Annotated in this window: 17 protein-coding genes and 2 riboswitches; of the genes, 8 read left to right on the forward strand and 9 right to left on the reverse strand. The window is 41.7% G+C overall.

Annotated features, from left to right (window positions below; genetic code table 11):
• Positions 1 to 201 precede the first annotated feature (201 nt).
• Positions 202 to 1,554 (forward strand): hemolysin family protein, encoded by a 1,353-nt coding sequence (locus ACSR9O_RS03300; RefSeq protein WP_260356854.1) that lies wholly within the window; start codon positions 202 to 204, stop codon positions 1,552 to 1,554.
• A gap of 344 nt (positions 1,555 to 1,898) precedes the next feature.
• Here the strand turns inward: ACSR9O_RS03300 and ytvI are convergent, their stop codons facing one another.
• A complete protein-coding gene (gene ytvI / locus ACSR9O_RS03305) occupies positions 1,899 to 2,942 on the reverse strand; it encodes a sporulation integral membrane protein YtvI (protein WP_260356853.1) in 1,044 nt (347 codons plus the stop codon).
• A 128-nt stretch (positions 2,943 to 3,070) separates the two neighbouring features.
• Here ytvI and ACSR9O_RS03310 point away from each other — a divergent pair, with 128 nt between their 5' ends.
• Together ACSR9O_RS03310 and ACSR9O_RS03315 are read left to right on the forward strand one after the other, a co-directional pair.
• Positions 3,071 to 3,274, forward strand: coding sequence for a YczO family protein (locus tag ACSR9O_RS03310; RefSeq protein ID WP_101224447.1), 204 nt, complete (start codon positions 3,071 to 3,073; stop codon positions 3,272 to 3,274).
• Positions 3,275 to 3,930: 656 nt separating this feature from the next.
• Positions 3,931 to 4,350 (forward strand): MarR family winged helix-turn-helix transcriptional regulator, encoded by a 420-nt coding sequence (locus ACSR9O_RS03315; protein WP_034314851.1) that lies wholly within the window; start codon positions 3,931 to 3,933, stop codon positions 4,348 to 4,350.
• A 32-nt stretch (positions 4,351 to 4,382) separates the two neighbouring features.
• Here ACSR9O_RS03315 and pdxR read toward each other — a convergent pair whose 3' ends face one another.
• Positions 4,383 to 5,774, reverse strand: a complete 1,392-nt coding sequence (gene pdxR / locus ACSR9O_RS03320; RefSeq protein ID WP_260356852.1) for a MocR-like pyridoxine biosynthesis transcription factor PdxR — start codon at positions 5,772 to 5,774, stop codon at positions 4,383 to 4,385.
• 103 nt (positions 5,775 to 5,877) lie between these two features.
• On the opposite strand from pdxR, the gene ACSR9O_RS03325 reads away from it, so the two are divergent.
• Entirely contained in the window at positions 5,878 to 6,456 is a 579-nt protein-coding gene (locus ACSR9O_RS03325) for a GNAT family N-acetyltransferase (RefSeq protein ID WP_260356851.1), read from the forward strand.
• A 46-nt stretch (positions 6,457 to 6,502) separates the two neighbouring features.
• Here ACSR9O_RS03325 and ACSR9O_RS03330 read toward each other — a convergent pair whose 3' ends face one another.
• The 3 genes from ACSR9O_RS03330 to ACSR9O_RS03340 form a co-directional block, all read right to left on the reverse strand.
• On the reverse strand, positions 6,503 to 6,646 hold the full coding sequence (locus ACSR9O_RS03330) for a hypothetical protein (protein ID WP_157831096.1): 144 nt from the start codon (positions 6,644 to 6,646) through the stop codon (positions 6,503 to 6,505).
• A gap of 73 nt (positions 6,647 to 6,719) precedes the next feature.
• On the reverse strand, positions 6,720 to 7,175 hold the full coding sequence (locus ACSR9O_RS03335; RefSeq protein WP_260357945.1) for a GNAT family N-acetyltransferase: 456 nt from the start codon (positions 7,173 to 7,175) through the stop codon (positions 6,720 to 6,722).
• Between the two features lie 17 nt (positions 7,176 to 7,192).
• On the reverse strand, positions 7,193 to 8,209 hold the full coding sequence (locus ACSR9O_RS03340; RefSeq protein WP_260356850.1) for a nitronate monooxygenase: 1,017 nt from the start codon (positions 8,207 to 8,209) through the stop codon (positions 7,193 to 7,195).
• 141 nt (positions 8,210 to 8,350) lie between these two features.
• Between ACSR9O_RS03340 and trhO the strand changes: the two genes are divergently transcribed.
• Entirely contained in the window at positions 8,351 to 9,316 is a 966-nt protein-coding gene (trhO, locus tag ACSR9O_RS03345) for an oxygen-dependent tRNA uridine(34) hydroxylase TrhO (RefSeq protein ID WP_260356849.1), read from the forward strand.
• A 311-nt stretch (positions 9,317 to 9,627) separates the two neighbouring features.
• Here trhO and ACSR9O_RS03350 read toward each other — a convergent pair whose 3' ends face one another.
• Complete coding sequence (locus ACSR9O_RS03350) at positions 9,628 to 10,260, reverse strand: superoxide dismutase family protein (RefSeq protein ID WP_101224247.1); 633 nt, start codon at positions 10,258 to 10,260, stop codon at positions 9,628 to 9,630.
• A 169-nt stretch (positions 10,261 to 10,429) separates the two neighbouring features.
• Positions 10,430 to 11,737, reverse strand: coding sequence for a CitMHS family transporter (locus tag ACSR9O_RS03355; RefSeq protein WP_230177291.1), 1,308 nt, complete (start codon positions 11,735 to 11,737; stop codon positions 10,430 to 10,432).
• Positions 11,738 to 11,936: 199 nt separating this feature from the next.
• Between ACSR9O_RS03355 and ACSR9O_RS03360 the strand changes: the two genes are divergently transcribed.
• Positions 11,937 to 13,148 (forward strand): MFS transporter, encoded by a 1,212-nt coding sequence (locus ACSR9O_RS03360; RefSeq protein WP_101224249.1) that lies wholly within the window; start codon positions 11,937 to 11,939, stop codon positions 13,146 to 13,148.
• 229 nt (positions 13,149 to 13,377) lie between these two features.
• A riboswitch (cyclic di-GMP riboswitch) is annotated at positions 13,378 to 13,467 on the forward strand.
• An 811-nt stretch (positions 13,468 to 14,278) separates the two neighbouring features.
• Here ACSR9O_RS03360 and ACSR9O_RS03365 read toward each other — a convergent pair.
• On the reverse strand, positions 14,279 to 14,428 hold the full coding sequence (locus ACSR9O_RS03365) for a hypothetical protein (RefSeq protein WP_260356848.1): 150 nt from the start codon (positions 14,426 to 14,428) through the stop codon (positions 14,279 to 14,281).
• Between the two features lie 135 nt (positions 14,429 to 14,563).
• On the opposite strand from ACSR9O_RS03365, the gene ACSR9O_RS03370 reads away from it, so the two are divergent.
• Both ACSR9O_RS03370 and ACSR9O_RS03375 read left to right on the forward strand, forming a co-directional pair.
• Complete coding sequence (locus ACSR9O_RS03370) at positions 14,564 to 16,021, forward strand: SulP family inorganic anion transporter (RefSeq protein WP_491723911.1); 1,458 nt, start codon at positions 14,564 to 14,566, stop codon at positions 16,019 to 16,021.
• An 85-nt stretch (positions 16,022 to 16,106) separates the two neighbouring features.
• Positions 16,107 to 16,253, forward strand: a complete 147-nt coding sequence (locus ACSR9O_RS03375) for a hypothetical protein (RefSeq protein ID WP_155726446.1) — start codon at positions 16,107 to 16,109, stop codon at positions 16,251 to 16,253.
• A 94-nt stretch (positions 16,254 to 16,347) separates the two neighbouring features.
• Here ACSR9O_RS03375 and ACSR9O_RS03380 read toward each other — a convergent pair whose 3' ends face one another.
• Positions 16,348 to 17,277, reverse strand: coding sequence for a manganese-dependent inorganic pyrophosphatase (locus ACSR9O_RS03380; protein WP_101224252.1), 930 nt, complete (start codon positions 17,275 to 17,277; stop codon positions 16,348 to 16,350).
• A 292-nt stretch (positions 17,278 to 17,569) separates the two neighbouring features.
• Positions 17,570 to 17,750, forward strand: a riboswitch (cobalamin riboswitch).
• Positions 17,751 to 17,780 lie beyond the last annotated feature (30 nt).

Genomic DNA, 17,780 nt, shown 5'->3' on the forward strand with positions numbered 1-17,780 from the left:
TACGCATCGCTAATCGGCATATACTATTATTCTCTTCATCACTAAAAGAAATGGGAGTTCAAGCGGCTGCACATCTATTACCACAGCCATTTTGAAGTAATCCCAAAAATATTCAGCACGGAAAAAAAATATACTTGTATATTTTAAAAATGTAGGAGGTGTACTCCTTATTCGTCTCGAAGGCGAGTTAAGGGAGACTATTTGGACATAATAAACTTGGTTCTTATTGCCATTTTAATTGCTTTAACAGCATTTTTTGTAGCTACGGAGTTTGCGATTGTTAAAGTGAGAAGCACGAGGGTCGATCAATTAATTGAAGAAGGAACGAGGAATGCTATTTCAGCAAAGAAGGTCATCTCCAACCTGGATGAATACCTCTCAACTTGTCAGCTCGGAATTACCGTTACAGCTCTAGGGCTTGGATTCCTTGGGGAACCGACAGTTGAAAACATTTTGCGACCACTTTTAAATCAATTAAATCTTCCGGAGTCGGCTTCACATTTACTCTCAGTTGCAATTGCCTTTTCTTTCATTACGTTCATACATGTCGTTGTTGGAGAATTGGCACCGAAAACATTGGCGATTCAAAAAGCGGAGCAAGTAACATTATTGGTTTCGAAACCTTTAATTGCCTTTAACAAAGTCATGTATCCTTTCATTTGGGTACTGAATGGCTCTGCAAGGTCGCTTACAAGAATGCTAGGATTAAAAGCAGTTTCCGAACATGATTTGGCTCATACAGAAGAAGAGCTGCGTATCATTGTTTCCGAAAGCTACAAAAGTGGCGAAATTAACCAATCAGAGTTTAAATATGTGAATAAAATTTTTGAATTCGATGATCGGATTGCAAAAGAAATCATGGTTCCACGTACAGAAATTGCAACGGTATCCAAAGAAGATACGATCCAGCAGTTTTTCACTGTTATGGCGGAAGAGAACTTTACACGATATCCTGTCATTGACGGTGATAAGGATCATGTTATCGGAATGGTCAATATCAAAGAGCTATTCACTGAAATGATAGATAAGAACAATCAGGCTGCGTCAACGATCGACCGATATATTCGTCCGATCATCCGTGTCATTGACAGTATCCCCATTCACGATTTACTTTTAAAAATGCAAAAGGAACGGATTCACATGGCTATCCTCATGGACGAATACGGCGGTACGTCAGGGTTGGTGACCGTTGAAGATATCCTTGAAGAAATCGTTGGCGATATCCGCGATGAGTTCGACCTGGATGAAGTGCCCGATGTCCGTAAATTAAAAGAAGATCACTACATCATCGATGCCAAGGTATTGGTCAGCGAAGTGAATGACTTACTTGGATTGGATATCAATGATGAAGATATTGATACGATGGGCGGATGGATCCTTACCGAGAATTACGAGGCCAAACAAGGTGATATCCTGACTTACGGTCCTTATAACTTTAAGATAAAGGAAATGGAAGATCACCATATTCGTTATATTGAAATATATAAACAAGTAAAAGTCGTAAGCGAAGTAAAAGAATTCCCGATCATATCACAAACCGAAATCGTTTCATGATAATAACCCCCGTTCCTAAAAGACAATAGGATCGGGGGTTATTTTTTTCAACTGGTACATGAAATAAAATAAATACATATTATATAAAACCTGCTGTTTTAACATTGAATGATTACATGAAGTATAGTTCTACCTTAATTGTTTCATACTGTTAAAAAAGCGATACTTTTTGAAGGAGTGAGGAATCATGAAACTCATAACCATTTGCCAGCACTGCAAAGGGAAAGGGAAAACCCGTTTTCTGCAATTCTTTTCCCGGGACTGCAATCATTGCAACGGTCAAGGTAAAGCGGTAAAAGATATGTCAAATTTAAGAAATCAGGCAAAAAACATCTAATAATCTTTCATATTTTGAAATTGGTTTTGATGACACCTGCCCTCTTTAACGTATCATAAACAATCAGTATCGAAGGTCCAAGGAAAAGCCCAATGAAGCCAAGCATCTTAAACCCTAAGTAAAGACTGATCAACGATGCCAATGGGCTCAACCCCATATTTGCTGAATAGATTTTTGGTTCGATTGTCCTTCTTATGATGGTAATGACCAGGAATAGGATGATGAGGCCAATACCTAGATGATGGTTTCCTTGAGCCCAGACGATAACTGCCCAAGGAACCAGTACAGATCCCGTCCCCAAGATAGGAAGAATATCCACAACTACTATTAAGAGTGCCAACGGAATCGTATACTTCACTTCTAACAACCATAGTCCTCCATAAGCCATGATGAACGTTATTAAACTCAACGTGATTTGTGCCTTGATGAAGCCTACGGCTGCCATACTTAAATCTTGATAAACTAGCGAAATCTTTTGATAGGTGGATGTCTTCAAATAAAGGACTGCCTTTTTTCTTAACTTTGGCAATTCAAGACTAAATAAGAATAAAGCGATTAAGTAAATTAAAAAGTCAATGAAAAAACCCGGAATGAGTGTAACGAATTGAACCATATCCTGAACAAAGCCCTCTGTGAACCCCTCCAGAGCCATGACTCCCTTTTCCATCGTTTGTTCTATTGATTGAATGAGATTTGGCGGTAAAGTTTGGGAATATCTTTCCCATTGCCTAATGACTGGCAATATTGCCGTCAAATACACTTCACGTATGAAACCGGGAAATTCTTCCGAATAGACAATGACCTTCTTGATTAATACCGAAAAGGAAAAATAAGTGATGCTCATAAGCCCGCCTACATATAAAACAAATGAAATCAATACTGCCCAAAAACGATGCAGCTTTGCCGTTTCACCAATCATGCGGACCAATCCATCCAAAAGAATGGCGGTGAGCAACGCTAAAATCAAAGCCCATGAATAGGGAATGACGATTACTATGACTAAAAGGAGAAGCCCCCTCCAAAACCAGCGAAAAAAGACGGCGAAATTCACTGAACAAACCCTCCTTGCACTTTCCTGTTCTCCTTATATTTATGAAATGGGATCACATATATTTCGCTTATACGTTTTATTTTCTCAATAAGGGGAAATAGAGATACAAAGAGATGGAGGGATTGACATTGGATAATAAAGATAAAGAAAAGTATCTTGAGGAGCGTAATGATAAATCCAAGGCCTTCAAGAAAAATCAGGAAAAACAGCTGGAACGTGATCAAGTGGTCATGCCCATTGATGATTTACCAATTGATGAAATTAAATATGAACAACAAGAAGAAAGAAATAAAAAAGAAACAAAACACCGCTCCACCAGCGAGAAGCTTTAAACAAAACCCAGCCACTTTAGAGGCTGGGTTTTGTTTGCAGGATATACTGAATTCAGGCTTCAAGGTGAGGTGTCGTATAGACTTTTCTCTGCGCCACTAGTACTTGCTAATAGAATATTTGAAGGAAAACATATATTACAGTTAGTAGTCAAAAGGAGTTCGGAAAACGTATTTTTAATTATATGATGTACCGGGCCTAACTGACCCGCAAAGCAACACCTTCAACTCCTCAGGTATGGTTTCTGACTTAATGTTATAACAAAGTTGATTGGAGCGGGTGTCGAGACTCCTGCGGGAAAAGCGCGTCCAAGGGAGACCCCGCAGGTGCAAGCCGAGGAAAGCGAGTGCCTGGTGCGGAAATAAACGCCCAAATGGAAAAACCATAAATAAACTGTTGGCAAACTCGAATTTCCTATAGTAAATATCTCCCATCATATATTAAGGTTCTTCTTGTGAATGTGCTTATGCTTCCCCGTAGTTTTTTGATGATTTGGGAAGACTGAGCTTTCCCTCAATTCATTCATATTGCCAGTGTTTTTCCCTTTCCCGCTTTGCTTCCAAAAATAAACATTGACTGAAATAAATGATTCTTTACAATAGACTTTTAAGAATTAAAGAATATAATGGATTGGTCGACCATTATAAAGGAGAATCATATGACGAACCCTACTCAATTATTTCATCAATATTTACAAGTATCGAGATCATTAGTAAGCAAAATGAATGAACAAATTACAGCACTTGAAATTTACCATAATCAGTGGACAATCCTGAATTACTTAAAGAACTGTGGCTATTCCACAATCCCCGATATTTGCAGTTACTTGGATGTAGATAGTGTTATCATCACACGTTCGGTCAACAGTATGGAACAGAATAATATGATTAAACAAGTTCCTGGAAAAGATGAACAGGAAAAACGAATCGAATTGACCCCCCGGGGCAAAGAGGTACATACAAAATGTCTTAAGATTGCCGAAAAAATCGAAGGGAAAGCCCTGGAAGGAATTACAGAAGAAGAACAGGAAGTATTTTTCCAGACGGTCCTTAAAATCCTCAATAATATAAGAAACTAAAATGGTATCTTATATCATTGTCGCACACCAAGCTATAGCCATGCCTTTTTTAAAAGCCGGATTCCTGCTTCGATTTCCCTTTCGGTTAAACCACCGTACCCAATCAAAATAGTCGGATCTTTCACATTCTTTGAATGATAAACCGATGTTGGGTGGACTTTAACCCCCACACTGGCAGCCTTTTGAATGAGCTCTGCCTCACTGCTGCCGTTTTCTACTTTTAAAAGAACGTGCAAGCCTGACTTTTCACCGATTACGGCTACACGATCATGGAAGCTCTCTTCAATGGCATTCAGCAGCACCTTATTCTTTTTTCGATAAATCGTTCGCATTTTATTCAGATGGCGTTCCCAATGTCCATTTTTCATAAAAAGACAGAGCGTTTCCTGAATCAGTCTGGAAACGGTCTGTTTGTATCCTATTAACTTCTGCTGATAGCGGCAAGCCAACTCCATGGGTAACACCATAAATCCCACCCTGATTGATGGGATGAGCGACTTTGAAAACGTGCCTAAATAGATGACCCTTCCATTGGTGTCCAACCCCTGCAAGGACGGAATCGGTTTACCAGCATGTCGGAATTCCCCGTCATAATCATCTTCAATAATATAACCCTTTTTTTCCACTGCCCAATTGAGCAATTCCACCCGTCTAGTTATCGGCATGATCATACCGGAAGGAAATTGATGGGAAGGAGTGACATAGGCAACATTCGCTGCACTCTCTTTCAAGGAGTCCACACTCATTCCACTTTCATCCAAGGGTATGTATGCCATATCCGCTCCCTCCAGCCTCAGTACCTCCCTTACCCGATGAAAGCCAGGGTCTTCCAACCCAAATACCCGTTCATTTCCAAGAAGTAACCGCAGCAGATGGATGAAATACTGGGTACCTGCTCCAATGATGATTTGATCAGCCCCGCAGCGAACTCCTCTTGATTGAAATAGATAGGATGAAATCTCAGCCCTGAGCCCCCATTCCCCTTGAGGATTACCGCTCATGAACATTTCCCTTTCCTGTAGATACAAAGTATTGTTCAAGCATTTTTTCCACACGGCATGCGGGAAAGAATCCACGTCCACCCGGCCATGGTTGTAATCTATCTCATTTCCTTCATTCGGAGGACACATCATCCCTTCTGTTACAGGCAACGGCTCATTCATATCTGAGATCGGTTCTAAATCGGCTACGTAATAACCTTTCCTTAATTGACTTTCCACATATCCTTCTGCCATCAACTGCTGATAAGCCGTATCCACTGTATTCAGGCCTATCCCTAAATGCAAGGCCAGTTTTCGTTTAGAAGGCAGTTTCATTCCTGCCTGGATTTGCCCATTCTGGATTTCCTTTATAAAGTATTTATACAATTGGACATATAAAGCTTCTTTATTCGTTTTATCTAAGGTTAGAGTGATTTCAAACATTTGGTCCTCCTTCAAACTGGTTCCATAAATTATATCAGCATTGGTCCTTATTGAAGAACCAGAATATTTTTATAATGAAGATATCAATCAAGAGGAGGAAACTATGGAGCATATCGAATTATACGGGAAACACGTGATACTCACCCCGATGATGGAACGTCATATCGAACCGCTTTACGCCGCTTCCCTGCCATCTGAAATATGGGAATGGAGTGCAACAAAAATTTTGTCATATGAAGAGGCGATCTCTTATGTAAAGGAAGGCATTCGAGCAAGGGAACAGGAACTTCATCATCCATTTGTCGTTATCGATCGGACTGATGATTCGATAGTCGGCAGCACGAGCTTAAGAAATATTCACTTTCATAATCAATCCCTGGAAATCGGCGCGACTTGGTATCATCCCGACAAATGGCGAACAGCCATTAACACAGAATGTAAGTACCTGCTATTGCAGCATGCTTTTGAAAAGTGGCAAATGAAACGGGTTGAATTCAGGACTGACGAATGCAACAATAGATCGCGTGCAGCAATAACCAGGCTCGGCGCCCTTGAAGAAGGCATTTTGAGGATGGAGAAAAAACTGCAAGATGGGAGGATCAGGAACACGGTGGTCTATAGTATTCTTGAGCATGAATGGCCCAGTGTGAAAAGGAATTTGGAAGCTTTTTTGGAAAGGTGAAAATGAGAAAAAGAGTGCCGTTGTTTTGCACTCTTTTTCTCTTGCGCTATTTTTCATCTGAGTCTTTACGAATTTTCGATAAAGAATCCTTTTGCCTTTTCGTTGATCGAATGAATATGAAAACGCCAATCGCAAATAAAAACGGCATAAGTAAAGCAAAAAGAAGATAAATCATATCACCAAAGAACAAGTTCATTCCTCCTAAGCAATGCGACGCGCACTTTTGTCAGTAAAGCATTTCCGTCAAACTGGATGATCATTGCTTAGTCTAAGCTTTGTGACAAGCGAATCATATCCTGGCACTGAATCCCATTTTCATAAATGGCCTCGGAATAGTTTCTATTAAAAAAATCCCGATCGACCCCAGTGATTCTAAAACCGCATTTTTGGTAAAGGGCAAGCTGCCCTATCCCCGAATTCCCCGTTCCGATTTCAATCATTTTATATCCCTGTACCCTTGCATGGCCTTTGGCGTGTTCAATCAATTGCCTGCCGATTCCCCTTCCATGGTGCCGTTCATCGACTGCGATGTTCATTATCTCTATCAGTTCCGGGCCTTTTTGCAGTAAAACATAAACACCGATCATTCGCTTATCACTCACGGCAACAAAGCACGTTCCGCTCCCCAAATATTCCTTGACCAATTCCCTTGAAGGATCTGCCAAAAGCAATAAATGCATCGGGGGTGGCTCATCCTTGAATAATTCCCTTATCTCCATCATCATCCAAACCCTTCTCAGTTTAATTCTTCTACAAGAAGTTCAACCAATTCCGATGCAGGAAGTTCCCTGCTCAACTTATATCCCTGTCCTGCCCACAAAGCCATCAATTCAGGATTGTTTTTTTGTCCAGCCGCTTTTCGCATTTGTTTTGTCATGTGATGGACAAAAGGATAGGCGACGGGTGCAACGCTATCATATTCCGTTATAAAGTGATTCACCAACCCGCGTGCCCTCCGGCCGCTGAAGGCTCGGGTAATAGAGGTTTGAGTAAATCGTGGATTTCCCAGCGCCGCCTTATGGACCGGACTTGCCCCGCTTTCGGGACAGCGAAGGAAAGCGGTTCCCAATTGCGCCGCTGTTGCTCCCGCTTCGAGCACGGCCGCGATATCCTTTCCATGCATCAGTCCGCCCGCGGCAATGATCGGTAAGTCCAGTTCATCTTTTATCATCCGTATCAATACTAAAAGACCATAATCATCTTCTGTGCGGTTATCAAAGCTGGCCCGGTGCCCCCCTGCTTCAAACCCCTGTACACATAGAACATCGGCGCCTGCTCCCGCCGCCTTTTTTGCTTCCTGAAGGTTGGTTACTGTCACGGCTATAAGGGAACCGACATCTTGGAGCTCCCTTATTACATCTTCCGTTGGACATCCAAACGTAAAACTGACGACAGCGACCCCAGCCTCCTTCAATACATGTAGTTTATTTCCCCAATCATCGTCATCACTATCGGCTTTTCCAATCTCAGCCCCAACGCTCTCGGCCTCTTTCTCGATCTTTTCACGATAGCCAGATAATATATTTTCATCCACCGCCTCGTTGCCTGGCACAAATATATTCACGCCAAAAGGGCGCTCAGTCAACTGACGGGTCTGCCCAATCTCGTCCTTCATCTCTTCCGCAGTCTTATAGCCAGCTGCGAGAAAGCCCAATCCTCCTGCATTGGATACTGAAGCCGCAAGCTTCGGAGTGGAAGCTCCTCCTGCCATCGGTGCCTGAATGATTGGATATCTCATTAACTCTTTCAACATTCCATACAACTCCTCTTGATTTTTCTTCATGCCCTTATCATTTTTACGTTTTCTTGGTATAATGATTATCTGTAAGAGAAAAGTGTCTAAATGATCACCCTTTATATCTTGCAAATATAAAACATAGGTGGTAAATAAAAAATGGAATCAAAACCATATAGAGTATTACTTTATTATTTGTATGTACCTATCGAGAATCACGAAGAATTCGCAGTCGAGCATCTTGCGGCATGTAAAGCCCTTGAATTGAAAGGCCGTATCTTGGTGGCTTCAGAAGGTATCAACGGAACAGTTTCAGGTACGATCGAACAAACCGACAAATATATGGACATGATGAAAAGCGATCCCCGCTTTGCCGATATCGTGTTTAAAATAGATGAAGCTGAAGGCCATGCTTTCAAAAAAATGCATGTTCGTCCACGCAATGAACTTGTAACGCTTCGCTTGGAAGACGACATCAACCCGAACCAGACGACTGGCAAATACTTGAGCCCGAAGGAGTTCTTCGAGCAAATGCAAGATGAAAACACCATCGTCCTTGATGCCAGAAATGACTATGAATTTGATTTAGGACATTTCAGGGGTGCAATCAAGCCAGAAATCACGAATTTCCGTGAACTTCCGGAATGGGTACGGGAAAATAAAGAAATGTTCGAAGGCAAAAAAATCCTAACGTATTGCACCGGCGGTATCCGCTGTGAGAAATTCTCTGGCTGGCTTGTCGAAGAAGGCTTTGAAGATGTAAGCCAGCTGCATGGCGGCATCGCAACATACGGGAAGGATCCCGAAGTCCAAGGTGAACTATGGGATGGCCAAATGTATGTTTTCGATGAAAGGATTGCCGTACCTATCAATCAAAAGGAACATGTCATTGTCGGACGCGATATTTATTCCGGCGAACCTTGTGAACGCTATGTCAATTGCGCTAATCCTGAATGCAACAAGAAAATCCTTTGCAGCGAAGAGAACGAGCACAAACATATGCGCAGCTGTACCCATGAATGCCGAGTGCATCCGCGTAATCGCTATGTAGTCGAGCATAACCTTTCTGAAGAAGAAGTGGCTGAGAGATTACAGCTAATCGATAATTCCATTACGGCAAAATAATTTTAGCAAACCCGAATCAGTGGACAAGATCCCTGTTCGGGTTTTTTTATCGATTCAAACCAAACCTTATTTTTCTATATTAAACCTATGTCTTGGACTTCATTCCACTGCAAGAATTAACTATGATCTTTTTTAATACTACTGCTTCTTTTGCAATATTACTTACATTCTTACTTCTATATCACAATAGAAAAAACCTTCTTAATTCGTAAAAAGAATGGTTTCAGCTTTTAGATTTTAGCTGTCTGCAGTCCTACCTTCAATGAAAAGAGCGATTCCTCTTTAGAGGAATCGCTCTTACTTCATTAATTTTATTTTGCCTCTGCACTTACAACAATCCCGCAAGCTTGCCTATCGCCTGCATCACCAGTTTTCAAAGTATCTGCATCCGGTCCTTTTTCTCCATTGGCTTCATAGCGGTCAGGAATATTGGCAAAGTTGTCTGGATTCGCATGAACGATTACAGCCAGCTCTTCTTTCTTCAGTTGGTCTATTGTCATGTTATCCAATGTTGCCGTATATTTTGCTGTCCCATCTTCTTTTACATATAAAGGAGGCATATCACCTGCATGCTTAGAATGCGTTTCGTCAGTTGGATTGAAGTGTCCTCCAGCTGTAGTGAAAGGGCCATCCTTGGCATCCGCCTCACATGCTGCGTTTTCGTGAACATGAAATCCATGATAGCCTGGCTCAAGGCCCTCCAAAGCGGTCTCGATCACTACAGAATTCTCTTCAGCGGTAAAGTTCACCGTCCCAAGTGTATTACCTTCAACATCTTTAACTTCCGCTTTCACCTGCGGATCAACCTCTGCATCTGTTCCTTGTCCCACTGTAGTCATGTCCTCTGCATTATTATCGGCCTGATTTGAATCATCCGCTGAATTACATCCATACAGTAAAAAGGCAGTACACATAGGCAGTATAAGTTTTTGTTTATAGTTCATGATAAATTCCCTCACTCTCTTATATGTATTTCCTCTTATTACTTTCCACTATTATGGAAGAATAAACAGAAAGAGGGATAAATAGGAAAATAGATTACACCAGTGAGAGTGAACACCTTACTAAATTCACAGACAAGGATTTTACAATATAGCTTAATGGGCTCATATTTTACAAAGTGATGACCCCGAAAGCAATGGCTGCAATCGTCATGATGATGGTTGTCCCAAACGCCCATTTAAACAGGAATTTTTGGTGATCCCCAAAATCCACGCCTACAAGGCCAATCAATATGAATGTTGCAGGCACCAATGGCGATAAGGGGAACCCTGCGGTCGAATGACCTAATAAAGCCGCCCTTCCGATCTCTACAGGAGCAATACCGAAGTTCGATGCCGTTTCACTTATTATTGGCAGAATGCCAAAGTAATAGGCATCAGGTGAAAAAATGAACCCCATCGGAATGCTTGTCAGCGCTACCACCACTGGCAAATGTGCCCCGAGCCACTCCGGAATGACGGTTACGATTGAAGCAGCCATCGAGTCCATCATCTTTGTTTCTGTGAATACACCCGTAAAAATCCCTGCAGCGAAAATGAGTGTACAGATCATCACAAAACTATTGGCATGACTTAAAATCCTTTCCTGCTGTTCTTTTGGGTTCGGAAAGTTAACGAATAGTGCAATCGCAAAAGCGGAGGCAAATAAGATTTGTATCGGCAGCACTTCCATCACCAGCAAAACCATCAGTAAAATCGTCAAGAACCAATTAAACCAAAAAAGCTTGGATGTTCCTTGAGGTGCGGTTTCAACAGCTGCAGCCTGTTCGCTCATACCAGGTTGCATGTTCGTTTCCAGGGAGCTGACTCCCAATCTCTCCCTTTCCTTTTTGCCAAGTACATATGCCGAAAAAAGCGTCCATAAAAGACCGCAGATCATGACCGGTATGAGAGGAATGAATAACTCCGATACTTCAACCTGAAGGCTCGCGGCCGCCCTGACCAAAGGACCTCCCCAAGGGATCATATTCATGACACCAGCGGCTAAACCAACGACACAGGCCAATACGAGCCTGTTCATCCCTAATTTGATATAAAGCGGCAGCATGGCTGAAACGGTGATCATGAATGTAGAAGATCCGTCTCCGTCCAAACCTACCAAAATGGTTATTATGGCGGTTGCCATGACAACCTTTAGCGGGTCTCCTTTTACAAAACTCAGTATTTTAGCGATCATGGGCTCGAATAAACCAACGTCAATCATTAAACCAAAGTATAGAATAGCAAAAACGATCATGACTGCCGTTGGTGTCACCTTTAAAATACCGGCAACCATCATATCTCCCATTTCCGAAGCAAACCCACCAATCAGACCAAAGGCTATCGCCGTGAAGATAAAAGCTACAACCACTGATAAGCGCTTTGTGATGACTAAGACAAGAAACGTTAAAATCATGCAAAATCCTAAAATCGTTAACATGTTAAAAACTCCTTTAATTGAAAATATGAGAACCTTTAGATTTTTAATTTTTCTGAAAAATCAATATTTTCACATTATAACATTTGCACATTCATTAAAAAACCAGTAAAACAAATTCGTTTAATAAATTAGTTAAATTCTGTATACTATTATTTAGGAACCCGAAGTTTTTTCGGAGGAAAGAAGTGTTGTATGTAAAATGAACGCTCATAAAATAGCTAAACGGAATCTTTTCATCATGTGGTTCGCCAATTTCTTCATAGGCGGGAGCATGACGATGGTTCTTCCATTCATATCCTTATACATTGGTACATTCGGAGATTACTCGACTCAATATATCCAGCATTGGTCCGGATGGACTTTTGGAATCACTTTCGTGACAGCCTTTTTATTTTCCCCCATTTGGGGACGGATTGGTGACCGGTATGGCAGAAAGAAAATCCTGATTGCCTGCGCCTTTGGGATGGGTCTGTCCATCTTCCTGATGGGATTCGTCGAAAATGTTTGGCAGCTATTCGTCTTAAGGATGTTCACAGGAATATTCACTGGCTTCATTTCCATGTCACAGGCCTTCATATCAACGCAGACACCAAAAGAAATTGCCGGACGTGTACTTGGAACCTTACAAACGGGAAATATAACCGGTTCCCTTTTCGGACCATTGCTTGGCGGCGTGCTTGCAGACACACTCGGCTATTCAACCGCCTTTAAATTCACCTCCATCACCATTTTCATCTCTGGACTTCTTGTTTTTGCAACCAAGGAGTACATAATGGAACAGCAGAAGGGAACGAAGTCGAGCTATACAAGCAGGGAGGTTCTTTCGCATATCTTAAGGAACCCCATCTTAGTTAATGTCATGCTCATTTCGACACTTGTCCAAGTTGCCCACTTCAGCATCCAGCCCATTCTTTCTTTATACGTTGGCGAGCTGCATGGAACTTCCAATCTCGGATTTTATTCAGGAATCGCCTTTTCTGCAGCAGGCCTGGGGAATTTATTGATGGCGCGTCACTGGGGCAAGATAGGTGATCGGCATGGTCATGTGAAGATTCTTGTGCTGCTTCTTTTTCTGACAGCTCTTGTCTACTTGCCCGGTGCCTTCATCAATCATTTTTGGCAGCTTGTTTTTGTACGTTTCATACTAGGCATGGCAATAGGCGGCATCATCCCTGTAAGGATTGCCTACATTCGCCAAGAAGCGCCTGTCGCAATGCAGGGGGAAGTGCTTGGGTACAATACGAGCCTGCGCTTTTTAGGCAATATCATCGGACCCGCTATGGGCGGAATGGTTGCTGGTTTCTACGGATTCTCCGCCGTTTTCATAACGACCAGCACTTTACTCCTCATTGCCGGACTTGTCCTCTATTTCGCGATGCACCGCAATCCGGAGTTGGCCAGATCACATTAATCACACTTTGGCAAGAAAGCCTGCTTCCAGATGGAAGCAGGCTTTCTCATGTTTATGCTCATACAGCTGTAGCGATGGATACTTTTGGAACTGAATCTCGTTTCGGTAAAATTTGAAACCGGTAACGTTCATGCCTATCCGTAAACTCCATCCAACCTTAGGTCCCACCCATAAACTGATAAGTATTTTTACTGCACTGCACTTCATCACACATTAGGTTTTATGTTAAGATTATTATAGGCAAATTTTATGAAAGTAAAAGACGCAAAGCCACGGGCCTAAACCAACAACTAGTTGTCATGGCAGCCGGGCTGCCAAGATTTTTCTTGAATGGATCACTTTATTATCAATTTCTTGCCCCTTTTTAATTTGCCTAAAATTAAAACAAGGAGGGTTATATATGTTCTTTCCAACCATTTATTCAGCTACTACGGATGAGAGACACATAGTTAAAGATAAAAATACTTGTGCATGCGGCACAAGATATAATGTATTCGCAATGTTGTCCAGAAGCGACCTTCGAAAGATCAGGTTCAAGCATTATAAAGAAGTGACATGTCCTAAATGTAAATCCAGCATTGATAAGGGTTAGCCCCTTAACAATGGTATGGGGTTCCTTACTTTTTAACCCTCACCACTTCCTTGTATAAAAAAAGGAATATATAGTTCCGGTAAAAAACACTCAATTACCTCATGCCCAATTATACTGACACAGTTAAAGCACTATCATTTTTCATTATATGAATAGTAAATGTACGGTCGGCCTATAACTGGCTCGATTGATAAATCATCATGTGGTTTATAAAAAATCATTAGATTCTATCGCGTATCACTACCTTCTAAAGCCCATGTCTGGCCTGTCATGAACCGGTTCCAATCGTTGGGGCAAAGCGTGTAGGAGCCCATTACGTCAAAAATGGCCAAGCCACTTTTTCGGAAATCCATTTCGATTGACATTATTACATGCATGCCCTGTATGCAAACATACTAAATGATCCAGCTTTCTAGTGGTACCGCCTACCTCCATATATAATCGGCTGTTATAAGATAATGATATATCCCTCCCAATACGAAGGTACGAGTTTATTTGCCACTCAACCGGTAATCTTCATATCATCCCTTTTAGTCATTCATTTTTTGGAGACCCTACCGAAGGTCAATAGACAGTTTTCCGATTCATCCCATAGATGAATCGAGGCTTCTTCAGCCTTGGTTTCCTTAAAAGATGGCTCAAGCACCTCTTGTATCAATTCTTCCCGCTTTAGGCATTTTACCTTCATTCAATTAGAAATGAATAGCCCTCGATTTGTCGTTTATATTATCCATATAGATAGAAAGAAGGACTCATGCTATAATTTAGTGCGTTAAAAAAAGAAATTTAACACACATATATAAAAGAAAGAAGGAGTGTTTCTTTGAATACATCTGCATACAAACAGGAATGGTTCGGCAACGTTAGAGGAGATGTCCTATCGGGAATTGTCGTTGCCTTGGCATTGATTCCGGAGGCGATTGCCTTTTCGATCATTGCTGGCGTTGACCCAATGGTTGGTCTATATGCCTCATTCTGCATTGCCATTGTCATCTCTTTCGTCGGCGGGAGGCCGGGAATGATATCGGCTGCCACTGGCGCAATGGCACTCGTCATGGTCGACCTTGTTAAAGATCATGGCTTGAACTATTTACTTGCTGCAACAATATTGACTGGTTTGCTGCAAATTTTACTAGGGGTCTTAAAAATCGGGAAATTAATGAAGTTCATCCCGAAACCGGTCATGACTGGTTTTGTGAATTCTTTAGCCATCTTGATTTTCACGGCACAGCTTACCCATTTCATAGGCGAAACGTGGATCATGTATGTCATGACAGCCGTTTCATTAGCAATCATTTATCTTTTTCCGCTGATCACGAAAGTCATACCTTCACCACTTGTCGCCATCATATTCATGACGGTCGTTGCAGTTACCACAGGGGCTACGGTGCGGACGGTTGGGGATATGGGGCAATTGACCGAAGCGCTCCCGATGTTCATGCTTCCAGACATCCCTTTGACCTTCGAAACTTTGGCAATCATTTTCCCTTATTCCATTGCCCTTGCATTTGTTGGGCTGCTTGAATCGTTATTGACAGCTCAAATTGTCGATGAGATGACTGACACGGACAGTAATAAAAATAGGGAAGCCAAGGGCCAGGGGATTTCGAATATAATCGCCGGATGTTTTGGAGGCATGGCAGGATGTGCGATGATTGGCCAATCCGGTATCAACATTAAATCAGGTGGAAGGGGCCGGCTCTCGACATTTGTAGCGGGAGCATTCCTTATGGTATTAATCGTGGTATTGAATGATGTCCTTATTAAAATACCGATGGCTGCACTTGTCGCAGTCATGATCATGGTTTCAATCGGGACATTTGACTGGTCTTCCCTAAAGAGGCTCACTAAAGCTCCTAAGTCGGATGCAGCCGTGATGATCGTGACGGTCCTCATTGTTCTTTATACACATGACTTATCAAAAGGGGTATTTGCCGGAGTGCTTTTGAGCATGATTTTCTTCTCGGCTAAAATTTCTAAAGTGGCAGCAGAGAAAAAGGAAGATATCCAGGCTAAGAAAATCACTTATCGTATCAGCGGACAAATATTTTTTGCTTCTGTCCAGGACTTTGTTTCGAAGTTTGACTTCAAGGAAAAAGCCGATGCAATCGTCATCGACTTCTCCCATTCCAAGATCTGGGATGCTTCAGCAGTCGGTGCTGTTGATACGGTTATCCTTAAATATCAGCTTCTGGGAATACCTGTCCAAGTCCAAGGGCTCGATGAAGAAAGTTCGTCATTGCTTGAAAAACTCGCCACCTCAGAAAGTAAAATATCTTGAAGAAGTAACATTCTGCTGAATAGAAACTTTTCAAACCGACAAAATAGATAATATGAATCATTTCCTTTTGAAAGGAGCGAAAAGCATGACACCCGAGCAGGATTATACAGCAGCAAATCTGTCACCGGATTTATTGAATGAACTGAAAAGCTTTGAAAGCAAACTAGGCGAGGAAGCCAATAAAGAATTGATTGTCATCGCCTATGAAAAAGAAAAGGAAGCCTTGAATTAAGAAAAAAGACTCAAACATCCTTAATGGATGGTTGAGTCTTTTTTTGCATGTACAGTAAAAGGATGCTCAAATAATGAGCATCCCTTTTCCTTTATTACTTACTGAATACGTCCGTTAAGACCGGCACGATTTGTTTTTTACGCGATACAACGCCTTCTAAGACGGCGATGTTGTTGTTTAATGAAACGTCGTATGCTTTTTCCACTGCATAAGCCGCTTTGCCAAGAGCCAAGGCAACAGAATCATTAGTCAAGATATCCGTTACGACGAATAGGAATAAGTCCAATTCCTTGACAGCGATTACCGCTTCAATCGCCGCTTCCAATTCAGCTTGCTTAGCAAGGACTTCGTTTGGATCCACAGCATTTACTTGTGCAATCTCCACTTTAGCCAATCCCATGGAAAATTCCTTTGCATCAAGTGTGATGAGCTGGGCGATCGTTTTGTCGCTCAAGTCAGCTCCCGCCTTCAACATTTCCAAGCCATATGTTTCAGCGTCGACTCCCGCAATGGCAGCCAATTCCATAGCTGCTGCAACGTCTTGCTCCGTGCATGTAGGTGATTTGAACAATAAAGAATCGGAAATGATGGCAGACAGCATAAGACCTGCGATTGCTTTAGGAACTTCAATGCCGTTTTCTTTATAAATTTTATTTAAAATGGTTGCCGTACAGCCAACTGGTTCCGCACGGTAATATAAAGGATCGCTCGTTTCGAAGTTAGCGATACGGTGGTGGTCAATAACTTCCAACACACGGACTTGGTCAATATCTTCAGCACTTTGCTGGCGTTCGTTATGATCGACCAAGATTACGCCATCAGCTTCCCCTGCAACTTTTTCCACAAGACGGGGAGCATCGAATTTGAATTGGTCCAATGCATATTGAGTTTCACCATTCACTTCACCCAGACGAACTGGTTCAGCGTTGATACCTAACTGCTTTTTCAGATCTGCATAAGCGATTGCTGAACAGATTGTGTCTGTATCCGGGTTTTTATGTCCAAAAACTAATACTTTTTCCAAGATTTTATCCCCTTTTTCATAAATATTTTTCCGCGAATCCCCTCACCGCAATAAGGGAGAGCCACCTTTACTAGACACTTTATTTTAACACAAAATCCCGTAAAATCAGCGCTTGAATTATCCATTCCCCAATAAAATCTTTCATTCCTTCACCCTCTGCCATCACTTTGTCAATAGATAAGGGTTGGTTTTTTTCAAATATATTAGTTGAATTATCATCGTATATGGCTTACGATAATATAAGCAGAAATACTAGATATTGATTACATAATCTATACCAATAACTATATATAGAATTTTTATAATCCAAGGTGCCAGTGATGGCTGAAAAGGGAATCCGGTGTAAACCCGGAACTGTCCCCGCAACTGTAAATGTGACGAAATGAGAAACCCACTGTATAGCTCTCTATACGGGAAGGACTCAAAGTAGGATGATCATGAGTCAGGAGACCTGCCTTGAATTTTTCACGTTTCTTATTCTTCGGGGATTGAGATGATGAAAC

It is taken from the genome of Peribacillus sp. B65, assembly GCF_058513295.1.

Bases quoted from the DNA above. Each gene is read 5' to 3' on its own strand.
- ACSR9O_RS03325 (WP_260356851.1), top strand. From the start codon at position 5,878: ATGGAGCATATCGAATTATACGGGAAACACGTGATACTCACCCCGATG.
- pdxR (WP_260356852.1), bottom strand. From the start codon at position 5,774: ATGTTTGAAATCACTCTAACCTTAGATAAAACGAATAAAGAAGCTTTA.
- ACSR9O_RS03365 (WP_260356848.1), bottom strand. From the start codon at position 14,428: ATGAAGGTAAAATGCCTAAAGCGGGAAGAATTGATACAAGAGGTGCTT.
- ACSR9O_RS03340 (WP_260356850.1), bottom strand. From the start codon at position 8,209: ATGTTGAAAGAGTTAATGAGATATCCAATCATTCAGGCACCGATGGCA.
- ACSR9O_RS03335 (WP_260357945.1), bottom strand. From the start codon at position 7,175: ATGGAGATAAGGGAATTATTCAAGGATGAGCCACCCCCGATGCATTTA.
- ACSR9O_RS03360 (WP_101224249.1), top strand. From the start codon at position 11,937: ATGAACGCTCATAAAATAGCTAAACGGAATCTTTTCATCATGTGGTTC.
- ACSR9O_RS03375 (WP_155726446.1), top strand. From the start codon at position 16,107: ATGACACCCGAGCAGGATTATACAGCAGCAAATCTGTCACCGGATTTA.
- ACSR9O_RS03355 (WP_230177291.1), bottom strand. From the start codon at position 11,737: ATGTTAACGATTTTAGGATTTTGCATGATTTTAACGTTTCTTGTCTTA.
- ACSR9O_RS03315 (WP_034314851.1), top strand. From the start codon at position 3,931: ATGACGAACCCTACTCAATTATTTCATCAATATTTACAAGTATCGAGA.
- trhO (WP_260356849.1), top strand. From the start codon at position 8,351: ATGGAATCAAAACCATATAGAGTATTACTTTATTATTTGTATGTACCT.
- ACSR9O_RS03350 (WP_101224247.1), bottom strand. From the start codon at position 10,260: ATGAACTATAAACAAAAACTTATACTGCCTATGTGTACTGCCTTTTTA.